Raw genomic sequence first — 19,400 nt, 5'->3', positions numbered from 1 at the left:
GTTCAACCGCTTGCCCCTCCTGGGGGCTTTGAATCTCAGGGGAAAGCGACGGATTGCCCTGGTTCGCCACCTTCAATCCGTTGGCGGGCAAGCTATAGTCGGGGTTCGCAAAAACAGACATGTTTTACGCCATTGCGACATGTGCTTGCGGCGATACTCCGATAGTCTTCCGGAGCCGATTGCGAATGCTCGATGTCGCTTTAGCGCCGATGATCGTCTGTGCCAGAGTGGCGCCCCATTTATCACTCCACTTCTTGTCGATGCTCACACCGCCTCAATACCGCGTTGCTTTGCTCGTTGAAACGGCGCGCGTGTTCGGGCGAGATCTTTTGAGGGGAATCGCTCGCTACTCACACGAGCACGGGCCCTGGAGCTTTCACATCAGCCCGGGCGACTACGAGCAGGTTGTCCCGAAGATGCACCAGTGGGGCGGCACCGGCATCATCGCCCGCATCCCCAATCAACGCGTTGCCGCCAAGATCCTTGAGGCCGGGGTGCCGACCATCGCCGTTGGGCTGACCGACGAGCAGCTCTCCGAGGACAACCCGCTGCACTCGTTGTCGGAAGTGAGTTCTGACGCAGCCGAGGTTTCGCGGATGGTGGCGGACTACTTCTTGGAGCGTCAGTTCCGGTGGATGGCCTACGTCGGGATCGGCGACCGGGAGTGGTCCAAGCGTCGAGAGCTGGCGTTCCGCGATTACCTGGGTACTCACGGCATCGAGCCGATCGCCTACGAGCCGCCAACCAAGCCCCGGCAGCAGGTTTGGGAGCGGGAACAGTCCGTGTTGGCGGAATGGATACGCGAATTGCCTAAGCCCATCGGCGTGTTCGCCTGCGACGACGACCGGGGCCGCGAGGTGCTCGAGGCCTGCGCCCTCGCCGGCGTTGAGGTCCCGGGCGACGTGGCCGTGGTGGGCGTCGACAACGACAAGGTTTTTTGTGACCTCGCCGACCCGCCGCTCTCGAGCGTGTCGCTCAACATCGAGACCGCGGGCTACCGAGCCGCCGCGTTGCTCGACGGCCTGATGTCGGGGAACATCGACCGCGCGCAAGCGATCAAGGTCGACGCACTGGGCATCGTCACACGCCGCTCGAGTGAGATCGTGGTGGTGGAAGACAACGATGTCTCCGCCGCCTTGCAGATCATCCACTCGCGTCAGGGGGTGGGGATCACGGTCAAATCGATTGTCGATGAGCTCAACGTCTCGCGGCGGAGCCTCGAAAAGCGATTCCGTCAATCACTCGGTCGCAGCATTCTCGACGAGGTGCAAACGGTGCGGCTCGAGAATTCCAAGCGTTTGTTGCTCGAAACCACCTATTCGGTATCGCAGGTGGCGCGGCTCGCAGGGTTCGGGTCGACAGGCTATTTCATCCAGTTCTTTCAGTGCCGCATGGGTTGCACGCCAGGCGCCTTCCGTGCGGACATGACCCCCTAGATCGCACTACCGCTAGCCGTAGCGTTGTTTTCGCCATTTCGACGTCGAATCACACCGCCACACACGCTACGCATCCGTGCTATTCGCACTAGAACCGGTCGCCTTCACCCAAAGCCGGTCACAGCCGCCGCACCAACACGCCCGCCAGCAGCAACGCGAGAGCCGTGAAGTAGCAGTAAGGGGCTACCGGTTCGCGCTGCGGCTCGGGCTCGAGACCCTCGCGAAGCGTATCGGGAGAGAACCCCGCAAGCCCTTCAAGCGACGGGTCCGCTTTGCTCAATAGCGCGTATTCGGCCGGGTACGGGCGTTGCCAATGCAGCACTTTGAGTTTGCCGAACTCCGTGTCGAGCAGCCGCATGCTGAGCCGCTCGGCGCCCCCGAGCGGGACTTCGGCCGAGTAGCGGCCCAGGCCCACCTCGTGCACCTCGACCGGAGTTTGGGCGCCGTACTGGTCGGTGACCGCGGCATCCCAGACAAGACCCCCCACGGGGGCGCCCGACTCGTCGCGCCGTGTGACGTCGATCCGCCAGAGCTCTCCATGGGCCTCGGCGTGGACTAGCAGGCCCTCGGCGTACGCTTTGCGGAGGACGCCACGAATAACCTGCGCCCAAAACTTGCCGCAGTCGCCCCAAGCGAGCCATTCGCCCCCCCATCGCTCCGTGAGGTCGCAGGTGAAGGCAAGCCCGGTCCCCAGGCCGTAGCGACCGACCGCCAGCAGCGGGTCGCCCGTCTCCGCGGCCAGCAGCAATTGGGCCGTCGGCTTGGCCTCGGTCATCACGTAGCCGAGCGAGAAAGGCAGGTCGTCTTCGCCGAAACCGCTGAGCATCGGATGGTCGCCCGTGCGCACGGCGGCGTAAAGGTCCTCCTTGATCGCCGACTTGCTGGCCTGCATCGTCTCCTTGGTGAAGATCTGCGGCACGTTCGAGGGGTCGTCGGTCTCGTAGTAACGGCCGTGGCCGATATCGGCGATGCTCGCCAAGAGCTGCTTGTCGGCGGCGCCGAGCGCGACCGTGGAAACGGTCACGCCGGCGTCCGAAGCCTCTTGCGCCAAGCTGTGATGGTCGGCCGGCTGGGTGTGGCCGTCGCTCAGCACGATCATGTGGCGGATCTTGGCGGGCGCGGTCTCGAGCATGTCACGGGCCTGGACCATGGCGGGGTAAAGGTACGTGCCGCCGCCCGCTTGCAGCGAATCGATCGAGCCGTGTATCGCGTCGATGTCGCCTGCCGATCGCAGCTCGGAGATCGTGTGGGGCTGGCCGTCGAAGCCGACCACGCCGATCAGGTCGCGCAGGCTCAGCAGCTCGGCGGCCGCCTTGGCGGCTTGGCGGGCCAGCGCGATCGGCGCCCCCTGCATCGATCCCGACTTGTCGATGACGAGCACCATGGCGAGCGAGGGCTTTTCTTTCTCCTTCTCGAACCTTGAGACGAGCGGCAAGACCTCTTCGACCGGGGTCTTGAAGTAGCCCCCCAACCCAAAGCTGTTCTCCGAGCCGAGCATCGCCAACGCCCCGCCGTAGTCGATCACGTAACGCTTGAGCGCGTCCATCTGACGCGGCGAGAGGTCGGTCGCCGGCAGGTCGGCCAGCACGATCGCCTCGAACGCCAGCATCTCTTCGATCGACCCGGGCAGGCCCAGGCGACCACGCACGTCGAGCTCCAGCCCTTGTTGCTCGAGCGCGCGACGCAGCGGCCGCATGTCGCGCGGCTTCTCGTGGAGCACGAGCAAACGCGGCTTGCCGCGCACTTCGACCGCGGTCGACGCCCGGTTGTTGAGCGGGAAGCGGTCCTCCTCCGGGACGATCTCAACGCTGTAACGGGCCGCCCCCGCCGAACGCGCCTCGACATCAAAATCGACCGGAGTCGGTTCGCCGGGCTTGAGTGTGATGGTCCGCTTGCTCTCGACGACGCCGTCACGCACGAGTCGCGCCTCGGCCTGCATCGTGCGGTTGGCGGCGGCCTTGGCCCGCAGGCGGATCACCTCGCCCTGGTAGGCGATCGGCGAAGCCGCCTCGAACGAGACGACGCTCGCCTCGGCCTCGGCGAGGGTGTCGAGGCGGGCGAGCCGCACGTCGGTCCGCTCCTCGGCCAATTGATCGATCGCCCCGTGCAGCGCGCCGGCGGTCTCGCGGCCGTCGGTCATCAGCACCACGCGACGCGTCTTGCCGGCGGGGAACGCGAGACGCGTCTCGAGCATCGCCTCGGCCAAGCGAGACTCGCCCCGCATGCCGCCGCTCGGGCCTCCCTCGCGCCACCCGGCGGTGAGCTCCTTCAGCCGCTCGGGCGAGTCGAGCGGCCGGGCCTCGGCGCCGACGGCGAACAGCGACCAGCCGTCTCCCGGATGGAGCGCCTCGATCGAGGCGGCGACCCGATCGGCCGCGTTGTCGATGGCGTCCGGGTCGACCGAATCGCTCACGTCGACCAGGAAGTTCACGTGCAGGTCTTCGCCCGGCGAGAGCCAGTACGGACGGCAGAGGCCGAGCACCAACGCCACGATCGCCAAGGCCCGCAGCCCCACCGACAGCGCTTGTCGCCACATCGGCAGGTCGACCAAGCTGTAGCGCAACGCCGCGACCAGCAGCAAGATGGCCGACAGCCAGATCAGCGGTTCGAGGGAGAGGAGTTCCACGCGGTGCTCAACCTACCTTGCGACGGTGATAGAGGAGCGACTCGGCCGACACGGCCAACAAGGCGAGCGCGACCAACCACGTGGAGGGGGGCGAGCCGCTCGCCACGTCGACGGCGGGGGTGTCCGGATCGGCCTGAGGCGGCGAGAGCAGGGTCTCGCCCGCACTGAGCAGGCCGCAAGCAAGCGGCCATGCCTCGTCATCGAGCCGCGCATCGTAGAAGCCGAGCGACGCCAAGGCGGGGACCACGGCGCCTTGGACGACATGCGCATCGCCCAAAGGATCGATCAGCTCGGCGCCGGTTGTGGTATCGGGAACGGGCAGCCGGGGCGTATCTCCCGGGCGGTAAACGGCGAGCAGCGGCTCTTCGCGACCGACCAAATGGTGCGCCGCCGAGTGAGTGAGAACCGGGAACCAAGCGCTGTAGTAAAACTCGGCCGCCACGGGGTCGAGGTTCACCACCACGGCAGCGGCGCCCGAGTCTCGGGCCGTATAAATGAGCGGCGCGCCGGTCTCCGAGGCGACCAGAACCTGCGCGCCGGCGGGCGGTTCGATCTGGCGAGCGCCGGCGTATCGGATCGACAGCGGGTCGAGACCACGCAACAAGGGATGACCCTCGATCAAGACACGCGGCGCCGCGACCTCGATCTCTTCGCCAAGACTGCTCCACCAACGCGACTCGCCATCAGGGCTGAACACGATCGTAGCGGCGGAGTCTTCCTCGCCGTCGCGAGCGTCGGCGGCGCCCACGGCGAGCACGACCTCGCCGCCGCTTTCAACGAGCCGCAGCCCCCCCTCGGTGCGGTCGAACGCCAGCACCCCTTGTTCAAGGAAATAGCGTTCGTCGGTGGCGACACTCATCGTGATCGGATCAGGCCGGCGGGCGACGAGCCACGCCGTGTTGTCGGCCGCGAGGCTGTCGCTCAGCCCTGTCGCACCAGCGCCCTTCTCCGTAGAGGCTCTTACGAGCGAGTCGATGTCGAGTTCGGCGACCCAGCGGCCCGGCTCGGCGCCGTCGACCGTCATGACCCGCGGTGCGTTGAGCCCCGGCGCGACGTCGAGCGGGATGACCTTCGCCAGCGTCCGGCCTCCGGCGCTTTGGTCGTTGGGATGCTCGTGGTAAAGCAACAGGTCGACGCTCACCATCGATTCGTGCGTCGAGGCGATTTGGTAGTAGAAACTCAACTGCGACACGCTGCCGGGAGTAAAGGCAAGGTCGGCGGCCACGACGCCGACATTCGGACGTGGCGATCCGACGCGGACGAGCTCGACCTCGGCGGGCGTCTCGGCGCCGCCGAGCACGCCGTCGCTAAGCAATAGCACCCGCCGCTGTGTCGCGGCGTCGGCTTCTTCAGCGGGGGGGGCGTCTTGCGTCGCTGTGGTTTCGTCGACCTCGGTTTGCTCAACCTCGGGGGACGGCGCCTCGGTAGACGGGGCCTCGTCATCTTGCTTCGGCTGGGGAAGGGCCGCGGTGCGGAACGCCTCGTTCGTGGGGCCGATGGCGTCGATCGCCGCGAGCAGTTCGCGGGGGTTGTCGCTCAAGTGCGAGCAGTACCGCAGCCGGTCGGCGGCGGTCGCCACCGCCGCGCGTTGCACGCCGTCGAGCGCGCGAACCAAGTCTCGGGCCCGCTCCTTGGCCATTTCCAACCGCGTGGCGCCTCCCTCCTCGGCGTTCATCGAGGCGCTGTTGTCGATCAGCAGCAGCAGGTCGGGGCGGGGGGCGTCGCTCCAACGCGGCTCGGCCAAGGCGAACGCCACGGCCGCGAACGCGAGCGCCATCAGCAACAGCGACAGCAGCCCCCGCAGCCGCCGCCAGAGCCGGGTCGACTGCTTCTCGTGGAAGATCTTCTCCCACAAGAAGTAGGCGGTCGTCGGCCGCTTGCGCGGACGCACCCTCAGCAGGTAGACCGCAACGAGCGGCGCGATCGCCAGCAGCGACCAGAGCATGGCGGGCGAGGCGAATGTCAAGCGACCAGCCCCCCGCGACGCAGGATGTCTTGCACCACTCGCTCGAACGGCGCCTCGGGCGTGGTCGCGGCGAGGCCCACACCGAGCCGAACGCAGCAGCGGCGGAGAGACTCGTTCCACTCGGCGACGGCCTCCTCGTACAGGCGGGCCTCGCGGGGCGAGACCGTCACCCGCAGCCGGGCGTCGGTCTCCACGCACTCCAGGTCGACGTCGCCGCGCAGCTCGCACCGCGTGTCGCCCTCGTCCTGCACCTGCAGGGCGTAGACCTCGTGGCCGTGGTAGCCGAGGAACTTGAGGCCCTCTTCAAAGCCCTCGGGGAACAAGAAGTCGGAGATCGCCACGACCAGCCCGCGGCGGGCGTGGCGGGCGCGGAACTGGCGCGCCGCCAGGTTGAAACGCGTGTCGCCTTCCAAGAGCGGGGCGTCTTCGAGACCGCGCAGCATGGCCAACGCCTTGGCGCGCCCGCGGCACGGCTCGAGCACCGGCGTGAGCCCGTCGCCCAAGCCGTAGATCGCCACACGATCGAGCGAGCTCAGCGCGATGTAGGCGAGCGCGGCGGTCAGCTGCTTGGCGTAAGGAAACTTCGACGCCATCGACTGGCTACAATCCATCAGCAGGTAGATCGTGGCGTCTTCCTCCAATTCGAACAGCTTGACGACCAGCGTCTCGAAGCGGGCGAACACCCGCCAGTCGATCGCCCGGAAGTCGGCGCCGTAGTAGTACTCCGAGTAGTCGGCGAAGGTGACGCCGGCGCCCTTCTTCACGCTCTTGCGGTCGGCCTGCAACGAGCCGCCGAGGACCTTGCGCGCAAGCAGGTAGAGCGACTCCAGCCGCTGGATGAACTGCGGGTCGGTCAGTTTCATCTCGCCAGCGGCCATGCGGTCTTCGGTGGTGGCGCGGAACTGGGGCAGTGCGTAGAAGCAGAACGGGGGCGCTCGGCGGCGGGAGCTTGCCGGACGCAGCGGGGGTGGGAACGACTCAGCCGAGCGCCTCGAGCACGTCGCGGATCACGCGGTCGGTGCGCACGCCGTCGGCTTCGCCCTCGAACCCGAGGATGATGCGGTGGCGGAGGGCGGGAACGGCGACCTCGGCCACGTCGTCACGCGACACGTGGAACCGCCCCGCCAGCAGCGCTCGCGCGCGGCTGGCTGCCAGCATCGCTTGGGCGCCGCGAGGCGAGGCGCCGTGGCGCACAAACCGCTTGACCGCTTCGGGCGCCTCCTCGTTCTCTGGGTGGGTGGCGCGGACCACGCGGATCAGGTAGTCACGCACGGTCTCGTCGATCGGCGTTTCACGCAGCGTGGCGCCCATCTCCAGGATGTCTTCGCCCGAGACGACCGGCGAGACGGTTGGGCGGTGGTTGCCGCCCGTGCGGTTGAGGATCTCGGCGTAGTCGTCGTGCGAGGGCGAGGCGACCAGCAGCTTGAAGAAGAACCGGTCGAGCTGCGCCTCGGGCAGCGGGTAGGTGCCGTCTTGCTCGATCGGGTTCTGGGTGGCCAGCACGAAGAACGGCGAGCCGAGTTTGTGGGTCTGGCCCGCCACCGTCACGCTGTGCTCTTGCATCGTCTCGAGCAGGGCCGACTGGGTCTTGGGCGTGGCGCGGTTGATCTCGTCGGCCAAGAGCAAGTTGCAGAACACCGGGCCCGGGGCGAACTCGAGCCGCTTGTGCCCCTCGCGGTCGACGAGCACCTGGGTGCCGACGATGTCGGCCGGCAGCAGGTCGGGCGTGAACTGGATGCGCTGGAACTTCAGGTCCAACGCCTCGGAGAACGAGTGGACCAGGGCCGTTTTGCCGAGACCCGGCACGCCCTCCAAGAGCACGTGGCCGCCGCACACGATCGCCAAGAGCACGTCCTCGACCAGCCGGTGCTGGCCGACAATGAATTTGCCGACCTCCGTGCGGATCATGTCGAAACGCTGGACAAACCTCTCCGCCGATTCGCGGGCGACTTCTTCAGGGCTGGCGACCGTCATCGCGACTCCTCGACTGGTGATTGAGCGTCGATGTGGATCGACTCGAAGTATTCTTTCACGCCCGTCCGCAGCTCTTCGGGAACGTCCTCGCGGCTGACGAACGACTCGAACTGACGGCGGAATTCGCGACGCTGGGCGACCGCCGCGCGGCCGGAGACGCCGGTCCCCTCTTCGGCCGTTTCCACGGTGGTTTGCGACGGGCCGTCGCCGCTCTTCACGCCTTTGAGCGTCTCGGTCTGGCCGTTGTCCAGCAGCGTGTCTCGCTCGTTGCGCAGGGCCAGGTTCGATCCCGTGCCGGCCTTCTTGCCACCAGCTTTGGGGGACTGGCACATTGCCCCCTGGCACATTCCCCCCTGGCACCGGCTGCAGGCCTTGCAGAGTCCGCCGAGCTTGTCGCACGCTTTCTTCTTGATCGCCATGCGAGTGAGGCATTTCTTCAGGCTATTGAGGTCCGAGAGCGACTTGCTGCGGCACTCCTTGCACTCGCCGGCGGTCTTCGCGTCGCACTTGCCATGCTGTTTCTCTTGGCGCGAAGCCTCGCGGAGCGACTCGCTCCACTTCGAGAGAGAAGCTTCGAGGTCCTCGATCGCGTCGCCCATGGCGCCGCCGCCCGACCCGCCCGATCCGTCGGCCGAGCCCCCCTTGCCCGACGACGAGCCGGAGGCGCCCGCCGATTCGCCGCTCTTGGACGAGGGAGACGATCCCCCCGAGGCCCCCCGGCCGCGCTGGTTGCGAACCGCGGCGGCCATCCGCTTGGCGGCCGCCTCGAGGCGGGCCACCTCTTTCTGTTGCTCGCTTAGCTTGGGGGTCTTGGTCGGTTTCATCTGCTCGAGATGTTCGGCCGAGGCGTCGTATTTCTTTTTGGCGAGCTCCTCCGCCAGCGGCCGGGTGGCGCGATCCTTGGCGAGTTCGACGGCCGCTTCGGACATCAACTGCTCGTCGCGACGCTGTGAGAGCTTTGTGAGCTGTTCCTGGATCTGCTTCTCAAGGCGGGCGTACTGCCGCAACGCCGCTTTCTGGTCCGATGTTTTCTCCAAAGACTCGACCATCTCACGCAGCTTGTCGGGCTCGATCATCTCCCGCTCGAGCGGATCGGCCACCTGCTCGTTCAGCTCGCGGACGAGCTCTTTGAGTTCTTGGTTCGACCGTTCGCTGAGCTCAAGCGTTTGCTCCTCCAGGGCGATGCGGTCGAGCACCGTCTGACTGGTGGGGGGCAGGGCCGGCGCGATGGCGAGCACCGCCAGGCAGCAGGCGGCCGCCAGGGGACGCTGCGATGGCCGCCAGTCGATCGCCTCGGCGTCGAGGCCCGCCACCCGTTGGGCGGTCTGCTCTTGCTGCAGGGTGTAAAACCCTTCGCGCTTGCCGTCGCGGGCGAAGTGCAGCGACGAGACCAACGCGTCTTTGAGTCCGAAGTGCCGATCGGCGAACCGCGCCGACGACTCACGCCGCGCCAACCGCACCACCCAAGCAAGCAGCGTGGCGGCGCCCGCGGCTAACGCCGCGGCGCCGTACCAGCGGAGGTCAAAAGCGTGGCCGCGGGCGATGTAGCTCGCCCCCGCCACGAGCAGCACGAGCGATGCGGCGATCACGGCCCAGACGGCCGTCGCCGCCAGGCGGCGCATGTTGAGCCGCCGGCCAACGAGCCGCAAGAACGCTTCGATTTGGTCACGCGAGGCAGGCATCCGAGTCTCCGCACGCTAGGGGAAATAGGAAAGTAAACACATGGCCGCCGCAGGCTCAGACGCTACGCCGCTTGGTTGGACGCGGCGTCTGGCTCCGACGTTTCGTTTTCGATGACGGTATCTTCGGGTTTCTCATCGTCGTGATCAGCCTCATCGTGAGCAGCCTCGTCGTGAGTAGCCTCGTCGTGAGTAGCCTCGTCGTGGGCAGTCTCTCCGCCCTCATCATGGGTTGTGGCGTCAGCCGTGGAGGGGGCCGGTTCGGAAGCGTTCGTCTCAACCGCCGTGTCGGATGCTTCGTCGTGATTGTTGTCTCGCTCGGCGGTGAGCTTGTCGATCCGCAGGACGAGGGAATCATACTGGTTTTCAGCCGCATCCGATGGCGGCGGCGTGTTGCCCAGCTCATCGATCTGCTTACGAGCCTTATCGGTTTGGCCCGGTTGGAGATAGCAGCGTACGGCCTCAAGGCGGGCAAGATAAGCACGCACCGCCTGGCCGCTCGGCGCGGCGTCTGCCGACGCCTCGAACGCGTTGGCGGCCTCGGCGTACTGCTTGGACCGTTTGAGCGCCGCGGCGCCGGCCAACCAAGTCAAGCCGTCTGCCGGGACACGGCTGGCGACGCCTTGAACCGCCTCGGGAAGCTCTTCCTTCGAGAAGAACGCCTTGTACGGCTCGAAGTTCTTGTGGCCTCCGCGGAAACGCAGGCTCACGCGTGATGGATCGCTGGCGAACACCCAGCCGCTGGCGTGGGCCATACGGATCACGTCGACTAGGCGATCGATGCGAGTCGCTAGCGGCTCGCCCTTGAGTTCGAGCGTCTCCTCGACCGACTTCCACATGTCGTTGTACACGCCGCGTTGTCTGAATTGCCTGACGGATGATTCTTCGAGCCCCGCGAGCCAATCACAATACTCGTCGATCAGACCCGCCTTCAGGTGAGTGAGCATCGTGAGCTCCTGGCTCTGGTTGCCCCCCATGTTGCGCCACTCGTCGTTGGTGGTGAGCGAGCGGAGCAACGGGGCCAACTGTTCGCACGCCTCGGCGTCGTAGTCTCGTATTTGATGGGCCAACAGACGAATCGTGCTTTGTCCGTGCTGGTGCATCACGTTGTTCAGACGCCACATGCGGCTGGTGTCGGCCTCCATCAATGTGGTGATCAGCTCGGCGGCGGGGCCGGGGTCGCCGCGACGCGCCGCCCAGTGGGCGTGCCTGGCGACCAGCAGCGCCGCCTCATCAAAGTCGGAGACGTTCAGCTCGGCCAGTTTGACGAGGTCGATCTGCTCGACCGCTTCGCGCAACGGCTCGGCCACTTGGTCGAGCGCCGCGTCGCGGGCCGCTAACTGCAGCAGCGTGATCCGGCGCATCTGTGGCTGCTTGATATCGGCCTGTTCGAAACGCTCGGCGACGGCGGACAGCCGCTCGTCGCGGACCGCGTCCTCGGCGCCCTTCGGATCGGGGAGCCGGGCGATGGAGGCCTCGATCAAGTAGGCGAGCGAACGGTCGCCGATCGCCTTGATGAGCTCGGGCATCACGCGTTCGATCCGCTCGTCGTAATGAACGCAGGGGGGACTCAGGTTGGTGCTGGGCAGGTTGCTCCAGCCGCGCTGGGCTAACGCCGCGGCGCGTTTGATCTCCCCCTCGCGGGCGACCAGGGCGATTGTTTCTTGACGGTTGGCGATCTTGGCCGAGTACTTGTGCAGCAGGCGATGGGCCGAAGCGCTGTCTCCAATCAGGTAACTCGCGGCCAGGATCCGCACCAGCCCCGAGGCGTCGTGAGCCTCGGTCGGTTTCTGGAGGTGATGCTGGGCTTTCGAGCTTGGCGGGCGCCGGACGAAACGCTGGTGCCAAGCTTCGAGGAACGCGAGTGCGGCCTCGTCTTCGGTGGATTCCGCCAGCAGCGTCTCGAGATTCTCAGCGAGCTGTCTCTCCAACTCGTAGCTGTAAGCGATCTCGCCACCGAACGCCTCGGCGCCGAGCCACGCCACGGCGCGAGCCGTTTCGATCGGCATCATATCGTTGTCGTAATGCAGCAGGCCCGAGGCGACTGTCATCCGCGCCGAGAGTGGCAGTGATTTGTCGGAAAGAATCTCGATCACCCGCTCGTGGTGAGGCGCCGGCTTCTGGGACTCCAAGGATTTGCTCTGCGAGCGGTCCTTATTGTCGAGAGCCAATCCTGTCGCCGTTTGCAAATAGCCGACCAAATTGGGATTGGCCAACCCCTCGTCGGCGCCGTTCGTGAGAAGCTCTTGGAGCGACTCGAGGTCTTGGTGGCTCGCACGCTGTGTCACATAAAGCATGGCGGCAAGGAGCAACGGTGAATCGTCCCCCGACAGATCGTCGTCCAGTTGCCGCAGGCAGTCTTGGATCGGCTGGTTATCGCCTTTGCTCGACCGATTCTCACGGATCGCCGAGTCGAACCTGTGGCGGAACGCTTGGAAAAACCGTTGAGACGTGTTGTGCGAAAGAGCGAAACGTTCGGCGCCCTTGTTGTGCGCCAAGGCGATGTGAAGCCGCACCATGTCGAGCGAGCCGCGGTCGCCGTTTTGCGATCGGTAACCTAGTTGCTGGAGCAGATGCAACTCGGTATTTCCGCCAAAGTAATAATGGGTCGACCCGCTAGCGACCGCGTCGTGGTAGAGATCGATGACCTTGTAGAACGCCTCGGCCGCGGTGGCAGGATCGGCGTGGACGAGCGGCGTCAGCTCCCGCGCCATCCACTCGTCCAGTTGGTGCCCCTCGACGCCGAGCTCTTGGAAACGCTTGGTCTCGCGGAGCTTGTCCCAAACCGCGAGCCCACCCTGACGCAACCGTTCTTCGAGCCAATCGCTCGCCTCTTGGACGGCGGGGTTCTCGTTCTTCGCCTTGACGAGAGCCGCCTCGGCCGTGCTCTGGGTGATCTGGTCGATCTGTTTTGCGATCTCGGTTTGGCGGCTGGTCTCCAACGCCCGAAGCTCATCGAGCTGCTCGCCGATGCGCTGGAGCAGCTTGGCGGGGAGGTCGCTGTCGGCGTCGCGTGCGAGCGAGCGGAGCATCAGCACGCCGATTGTCTGCGGCTGGCGATCGGCAAGAGCCTCGACCAGTCGATCCTCGCGTTCTCCCTGCCGGCTGAGGCGCGAGCGGAGGAGGTTGTAGAAACGTTCGGTCGCCAGTCCCGCTGTGGGGTCGCGCGGGGCATCGCTCAGCAGGCCCAGCTCCTCGAAGAACTCAACCGGATCGATCGAGTCGTCGTTGAGCGCTTTTTGCAAGCCTTGTTGGATCGCGTACTCGGCGTTCTGCACGATCCCATTGACACGCCCCTCGTTCAGCAAACGCGTCGCGGCGGCGAACAGCCGGGGTTGCTTGAGGGCCTCGCTGATCATGTGACCCAAACAGTGGATCGCCATGTTTGGCGTGCCGGACTGTATCTGATTACGCGTGAAGTGCTTGGCGATGTAGTCTTGGCGTTTCTCACGGGGGCCAGCGAACAGCTCGGCGATGTGCTCAAGCCAAGCGTCGGCCGCCGCAACGCCATCGCGCTCGATCAATCCCTCGGCGTAGTCGAGTACGAAGGGAGGCATACGCGTGCTGCGCGCCGTTTGGGCGACTTGCTTCATCCACCCCGTGACGAGTGGGTCGAGGTCGGCGCCCTCACCGCCGCCGAAGTCGCGCCGTCGCCAAGCCTCGATCACGAGCAACTCGGGCTGCTCCTCCACGTCGTAGCGGGTGAGACCCGAGGGGACGCGGCGCAGGTACTCACGGGCCGCCTGGGCGAAGCCCTCCGCGTCGGCCTCGTAGAGCCCGCGGTACGCCTCCAGGCGCCGGGCGAGGTCGCCGCGGCCGTGGTCACGCAAGTGGGGCAGCACCTCGTCCTCCAACGCGGACCAGTCGCCTTCGCGCCAGCAGACCCAAACCAGATGTTCCCCGGGCGGCCGCATCGCAACCAAATCGCTCTGGTTGTAATGGACCGTGTGCCGATGGAATGCTGCGGACGAGAGGGGCCGGCCCTCTAATCTCATCAGCACGTCGCGCGCCATTTGCTCGTACTCGGGGGCGTCGGTGAGGTCTCCGCCCGACGCCTCGAAAGAGGCCATCAGGCCCATGAAACCTTCGTCGGCCAGGGCGGCGTGCGCGAGCATCTTGCGGCAGAGTCGGTCGTGCAATTCGCGGCGGCGCTCTTCGTTCTCTCGCGTCGTGTCCGAATGCCGGTTGCTTCCTTGCCGCTGGTACAGCGAAGGCATCGAGGAGTTGTTGCCGTGCTGCGGGTTCGACAGGTTCTTGCGGAGCAGCGGCGCCCAGGCGAGGTCGGCCCTAGGGCTGTTCGATTCGTGGTCGAACAACGCGATCCCTAGCTCAGCGCGACGCCAGCGTGGTTCGAACGGGTCTCGGTAGTTGTTCTGGTAGGACGCGAGGATTTGCGCGGCAAGTTCCTCGGCGCCCCCCGGTTTGAACTCCTCGAAACGCGCTGTCGCCTCTTCGAGGCGATCGGCGTCGGTGCTGGCGAGCATGAGCTTGACGCGGTAGGTGTCTTCTCGCGGCCGCAGTTCCAGAGCACGTTCCCACAGCTCGAGCGCCCTCTCGCTCTGGCCGAGCGCGTCGAGCGCCTCGGCGAACTCCACCACACGCTGCGGGTTCCGCGAATCGCCCGGATCGATCACGGCGAGCACTTCGTCGGTCAGGCCCAGCTTATTGAGCCGTCCCCGGAATTCTCGCGTGACGTGGTTGAAATAGCTTCGATTGCCCGGCTGGTGGCCGTGTTGAGAAATCATGCCGCGCAATTCTTGAGCGAGCAGCTTGGCCGCCGCCTCATGCTTGTTGGCGGCGAGCAGGCGATCGATCTGGCTTTGGGGCGTGGGCCCGCTCGATTGAAGCACGACACGGGTCGCTGTGGACCCTGCAGCGTTTGCCGGCGCCGAGGCGGTCAACCGGCGCGCTTCCTTCTCGAGCCCGAGCAGCTCCATCGTCGTGCCGAGTTGCGTCCGCTGATTGGGTTGTAGGGTCACTTGCCGCAGACGCATCGCCGCCTCGCGGCCGGCGAGCAGCCAGTCCGGGACGTCGCCGCCCTTCTCGGCATCGGAGAGAACGTCGGGGTCCGCCTCGTTGGCGATCCGCTGTGCGACGCCAGCCAGCTGACTGTCGATGTGGTTCCGGACCGCGCGCTCCATCGGCAAGAAGCGGGCCTTCTGCAACCAACCGAGCGCCTTCTCCAATTCGTCGTTCTGGCAGGCCCAGCCGGCGGCGATCATGCAATCGTCGATCGTAGGGCCCTCTTTGGTCTCAAGCGCGGCGATCTCGCTTTCCACGACTTTCTCTCTGCCCACGTGGTTCGCCAGCAGAACTCGCAGGGTCGGGTCGGCCACGCTGGGGAGCAGGCCATCGACGGCCTCGTCGCTCCATTGGGCGGCTGCTGCGTCTCGGGGATCGGCGTTGAAAAACAGGTTGTTGCTCTGCTGAGCGCCGAGCAGGGCGACCACCTGCAACGGGAAATCCTGCAAACTCACCGGAGGGAAACTCGGCGGCGCGAGGAAGTTTTGCTGGAGATGGTGGGCGTGCATCGCGGCCGCATGGGGATGTTTGGCGCCGTCGCTCTTCTGTCGGACGACCTCCTCTTCGAGCAGGCGGACGAATTCGGTGGGGTCGGGGCTCGACTTCAGCACCCCCGCCGCCATGGAGAAAAGGTGTTGGCCGTAAGGTTGCGAGTCACGCACCTTGGGGTACCACTCGACAAGCCGTCGGCGGATCAGTTCTTGGAGTCGCTCGGGGATGACGCTCGCCACGCCGCTTGAGTTGCGTATCGCCTGGAAAACCTGCATCAGCATGATCGCGTTCGGCTCGTCTTCGCTTCGCAGCAGTTGCTCGGCCAGCGCGATGTCTTCCTCGCCCCGCATCTCCTCGGAAGCCATCGCCCCCTTGATCGCCGCGAGCAAAGCCAGCTGCGGCCAGCGATCGGCGAAGGCGTCGCGAGAGCGGCGGTAGAAATCGTTGTCAATGTTGTGGTTTTGGCCGCCCCAGAGCAGTGCGAAGGCCATCACGCTCTCACGCTCCGGGCGCCGCTCGAGCATGCCGGCAATCATCGCCGCCTGGTTGTTCGTCTCGCCGCCGATCGACAGCAGCGCATCCGCTTCCGGAAGACGCATCCGAGTGATCTCGTCGCGGATCGTTTCGGCCTCGCCCTCCTCCAGGTAACGCATCACCGAGCCGAGGTGCGCCAACGCGTGCTGGCGTGCGTTCTCGAGCGAAGCAGGCAGGTTCACGGTGGCTTGGGTGTGTCTTCCGGCGTAACGATTCCGCCCACGCATTTGCCGGTACTGATACGCCATGCGGCTGCTCTGCACAGCGGTCATCAGCTCCACGACGCCGGGAGGCGCAGCCTCTTTGAGCTGGTCGTAGTAGCTGTTGGCGGTCATGGAACCTGCGGCAGGCGGTGGGTTCTTGGCGGCCTCGCTCTCGTTTGTGTTCAGCAGCCGGAGAAACTCCTGGGCGGCGGCGAGCGGCTCGGCGTACTCCTCCAGGGCGATCGCCCGCAGGTACCGCAGTCGGTATTCGTTTGGCCGACGCTCGGTGATCGGCTCGAGGAACCGGGCGGCCTGATCCCAGTCGCCCACGCTCATCATCGCGTCGGCGAGGTCTTCGAGGTCCTTGGATTCGGCGTCTTCGCCGCCCGAGAGACGGTAAAGCCTGGCGTAGGCTTCTTGGGTGTTGCCCCAGCGGAGCAGCAGCCGTACCAGGTGGCGTTCGACGGTGTCGGTCTTGTCGAGCGGGGCGGCGCGTTGCAGCGTGTCGCGGGCCGCCTCCCAGTCGCCTTCTTGCTCTTGGATCGTCGCGATCTGCCTGAGCAAGGAGAGGTCGTCCGGACGCAACTTGGCAGCCTCGGCCAGCACCTGCAGCCGCTTCTCGTAGTCGCCCGCAACGCGGTGCGCCGCGGCGAGCGCCATCAGTGGCTCGATCGCCGTGCGGTTCTCGCGGCGCCGCTCCTGAAGGTTGGCCACGAAGCTCTCGGTCTTTCCTTGCTGCTGGGCGAGCCGGGCGAGCTGTTCGACCACACGCACTTTGCCCAGGGCGTCTTCGGTGTCTTCGAACGCGCGCCAGTAGATCCGCTCCGCATCGGCGAGCTTGCCGACCGACTCGTAGGTGCGAGCAAGGGTGTCGCGTACCTCAACGGCGCCCTCGAATTCTCGCATCGCCTCGCGCAGCACCTCGAGCGCCGCATCCTTCTCGCCCTCGATCAACAAGAGACGCGACTCGGTGAGCCACGGAGACGTGCCGCCGGGCGAGAGCTTCTTCCACTCGGGGATCCATTTGAGGGCATCGTCGTGCCGGTAGGCCCGCTGGTAGCATTCGACCAACCGGCGGACGTTCACACTCTTGCGGCCGCCGGGCAGGTCGATCAACCGTCGCACGGCGGCGGCCGCGGCGTCCCAGTCGCGGCGTCGCTGGGCGAGCCGCACCTGCTGGCCGATCGCGAGCGGGTCGCCCGCGGCGGCCAGCGCTTCGAGGGCGGAGTCGGCCGCTTGCACGTCGCCCGTTTGCTCGTGCAGCTCGGAGAGCAAGCAAACGCGTTGCGGCGTCGTGGCGTTGGCCGAGAGGTCCTCGGCGGTCGCGGCGGTCACCTCCGCCCGGGCGATCACCCGCGCCGCTTGCGAGATAGCCTCCTCCAATTCGCGCGGAGCCTCGGCAAGGTCGACGCGTCGCAACGCCAGCGGCACGGCTTCGGCCGCCTTTTCGAGCGCTAGCTTCTCGTCGATCAACTGGCCCAGAAACAGGCTGTCGGAAGCGAACGCTTCGCGGCGCGCGTCGAGCAGCCCGTGGGCCGCCTCGTGCTCTTGCCGAGACGCCAAAGCTCGGGCGACCCGCACCGCCTGCTGCGGGTCGTCGCCCTCAGCGGCGGCGAGCCAGAGCTCGATCGCCTGCTCCTTGTCGTCCGCTTTGTAGAGGAACGCCGCCCGCGACTCCTTGGCGGTTGGCGAATCGGGGAACGTGTCGGTCAGCAGCGCGTACTTTTCTCGGGCCCCGTCGACCAGTTCGAGCCGTTCCAGCAGCCGGGCCGCGCGCAGGTGGGCGTACTCGCTTTTGTCTGAGACCGCCAGGAACTCGTCGACCGCTGCGGCCGCCGCCGCGGGGTCCTTGGTCTTGGATCTCAGCTCGGCCAGTTGCAGCCACAACTCGCCGTCGCGGGGGTGCTGCTCGACGAGCGCCTTGAGCCGCTTGCGGGCCTCGGCTGTTTTATCGGCTCGCAGGCAGAGTTGCACGAAAGCTTCTTGGTTGGCGCGATCGCCCGGCGTGATCTCCAGCACTTTCTTGAAGCATTCGATGGCGCCGTCGGCGTCGCCCAAGTCGACCAGCACGCTCGCGTAGCCGCGGTGCACGCCCACGCGGCGTGGGTGCTCCTCAAGGAGCTTCTCGTACTCGTCTTTGAGCGACGCGACATCGTCCTGTTTGCGATAAGCCCGCTCGATCTGGGCGAGCACCTCGCGTTCCAGCCAGCTCCCCATGCCGATGTCGCCCAGCACGCCGCGGTAAACAGCCATCGCCTCGTCGCGGCGGCCGGCCAGCTGGTGGATGTCGCCCACACGCAGCGTGCGCAGCACGCGGCGGTAGGGGTCTTTGGTCTGTTGGATGAGTCGCTGCGACTGGGCGATCGCCTCGTCGTAGAGCTGCTCGTCGACCTCCAGCTCGATCACGTCTTCAGCCAGCTCGGCGTCGTCGGGCCGAGCCGCCAGCAGCTCGTTGAAGACCTGCAGCGCCTCTTCTTGCCGGCGTTCGCGCACCAGCAACTGGCCGCGGAGTTTGGCGATTTTGACCGACAACTCGTCGTCGGGGTCGGCTTTGCCGGCCGCGTCGAGGTCGGACAACGCGGTCTCGAAGTCGAGCGTGCGGGCCTCGAGCACCGCCTTTTCGTACCAAGCGGAAGCCGAGCCGGGGCTCCCCTCGAGCGTCGCACGGAACCGCTCGATCGCCTTCAGGTCGTCGCCCTGCTTGGAATAGTAGAACGCCAGCAGCAGCCCATCGGCGGCGTCGCTCGACGCCTTGGCCCGCTCGACGAGGAACGCTTCGAGCTCTTCGTGCGACGACTCGTCCAGCCAGGCGCCCATGAACCGGTCGTACAGGTACCCCGGATCGGGGCGCCGCAGCAGCACGCGATGATACTTGGCCGCCGCGGCGGGGGGCTCGGTTGCGTTTTGCTGATCACTCGAGGTCTCGGCGTCAGCGATCGTGCAGGCAATCAGCAGCCCCAGCACTGTCGCGGCAATCCAAGGTTTCCGGCGCCAACGTGTCATCCCACGCCTCTTTGTTGTCTGTTCACGACAAGAGCTGTCTGTTCACGACAAGAAAACGGACTCGATCGCAGCTGAAGAAAAGTATGGTGCGATTGTGACCTATCACACCGGGCCCCGGCAACTCGATTTGCCAGCTTCCTCAACGAATATTGACGCCACGCCGTGTGGTTCGCCAAAAGGGGGGCGATCTTGGATGAATTGTTGATAGGTGAATGGAGCGCGTGACTAGGGTGAAATTACCCAGTGCCGCCCCCGTTTATGTAACGACGGGATCTAGTAGGTCCTTATGGCGCCTTGCCCAGCGTTGTCGGATTAGCCAAGCAGTGGGCAGCCTTCGACCTAGAGCGGTTTGCTCATTGGTGTAGACGCTCGGCTCGCGATCGGCGTCATGGCTTCGTCAGCCTGCATCGACAATGCACCGCATTGCCTGCTTCGGCTTCCTCGCCACGCCACCAATCGCTTCCC

7 protein-coding genes are annotated in these 19,400 nt (G+C 66.1%); 1 reads left to right on the top strand and 6 read right to left on the bottom strand.

All coding sequences use genetic code 11. The annotated features are described in order from the left end of the window. Positions 1–260: 260 nt before the first annotated feature. Positions 261–1,436: a XylR family transcriptional regulator gene (locus tag Mal64_RS02900; RefSeq protein WP_197525385.1), complete on the top strand. Its 1,176-nt coding sequence runs from the start codon at positions 261–263 to the stop codon at positions 1,434–1,436. A 118-nt stretch (positions 1,437–1,554) separates the two neighbouring features. On the opposite strand, the gene Mal64_RS02895 is transcribed toward Mal64_RS02900, so the two are convergent. From Mal64_RS02895 to Mal64_RS02870, 6 genes are all read right to left on the bottom strand, one after another. Then, positions 1,555–4,062 (bottom strand): VWA domain-containing protein, encoded by a 2,508-nt coding sequence (locus tag Mal64_RS02895; protein WP_146396774.1) that lies wholly within the window; start codon positions 4,060–4,062, stop codon positions 1,555–1,557. 7 nt (positions 4,063–4,069) lie between these two features. Then, on the bottom strand, positions 4,070–6,028 hold the full coding sequence (locus Mal64_RS02890) for a vWA domain-containing protein (RefSeq protein ID WP_261342159.1): 1,959 nt from the start codon (positions 6,026–6,028) through the stop codon (positions 4,070–4,072). Then, complete coding sequence (locus tag Mal64_RS02885; protein WP_146396768.1) at positions 6,025–6,906, bottom strand: DUF58 domain-containing protein; 882 nt, start codon at positions 6,904–6,906, stop codon at positions 6,025–6,027. Before Mal64_RS02885 ends, Mal64_RS02890 begins: the two co-directional genes overlap by 4 nt. A gap of 100 nt (positions 6,907–7,006) precedes the next feature. After that, on the bottom strand, positions 7,007–8,002 hold the full coding sequence (locus tag Mal64_RS02880) for an AAA family ATPase (RefSeq protein ID WP_146396765.1): 996 nt from the start codon (positions 8,000–8,002) through the stop codon (positions 7,007–7,009). Next, positions 7,999–9,684, bottom strand: a complete 1,686-nt coding sequence (locus tag Mal64_RS02875) for a hypothetical protein (RefSeq protein WP_146396762.1) — start codon at positions 9,682–9,684, stop codon at positions 7,999–8,001. Before Mal64_RS02875 ends, Mal64_RS02880 begins: the two co-directional genes overlap by 4 nt. Positions 9,685–9,746: 62 nt before the next feature. After that, positions 9,747–18,935 carry a tetratricopeptide repeat protein gene (locus Mal64_RS02870; RefSeq protein WP_146396759.1) on the bottom strand — a complete coding sequence of 3,063 codons (9,189 nt, stop codon included), beginning with the start codon at positions 18,933–18,935 and terminating at the stop codon, positions 9,747–9,749. Positions 18,936–19,400: the final 465 nt, after the last annotated feature.

Origin of the sequence: Pseudobythopirellula maris (assembly GCF_007859945.1) — a bacterium.
GTDB classification, from domain to species: domain Bacteria; phylum Planctomycetota; class Planctomycetia; order Pirellulales; family Lacipirellulaceae; genus Pseudobythopirellula; species Pseudobythopirellula maris.
This window is presented reverse-complemented; position numbering and strand designations above follow the sequence as displayed.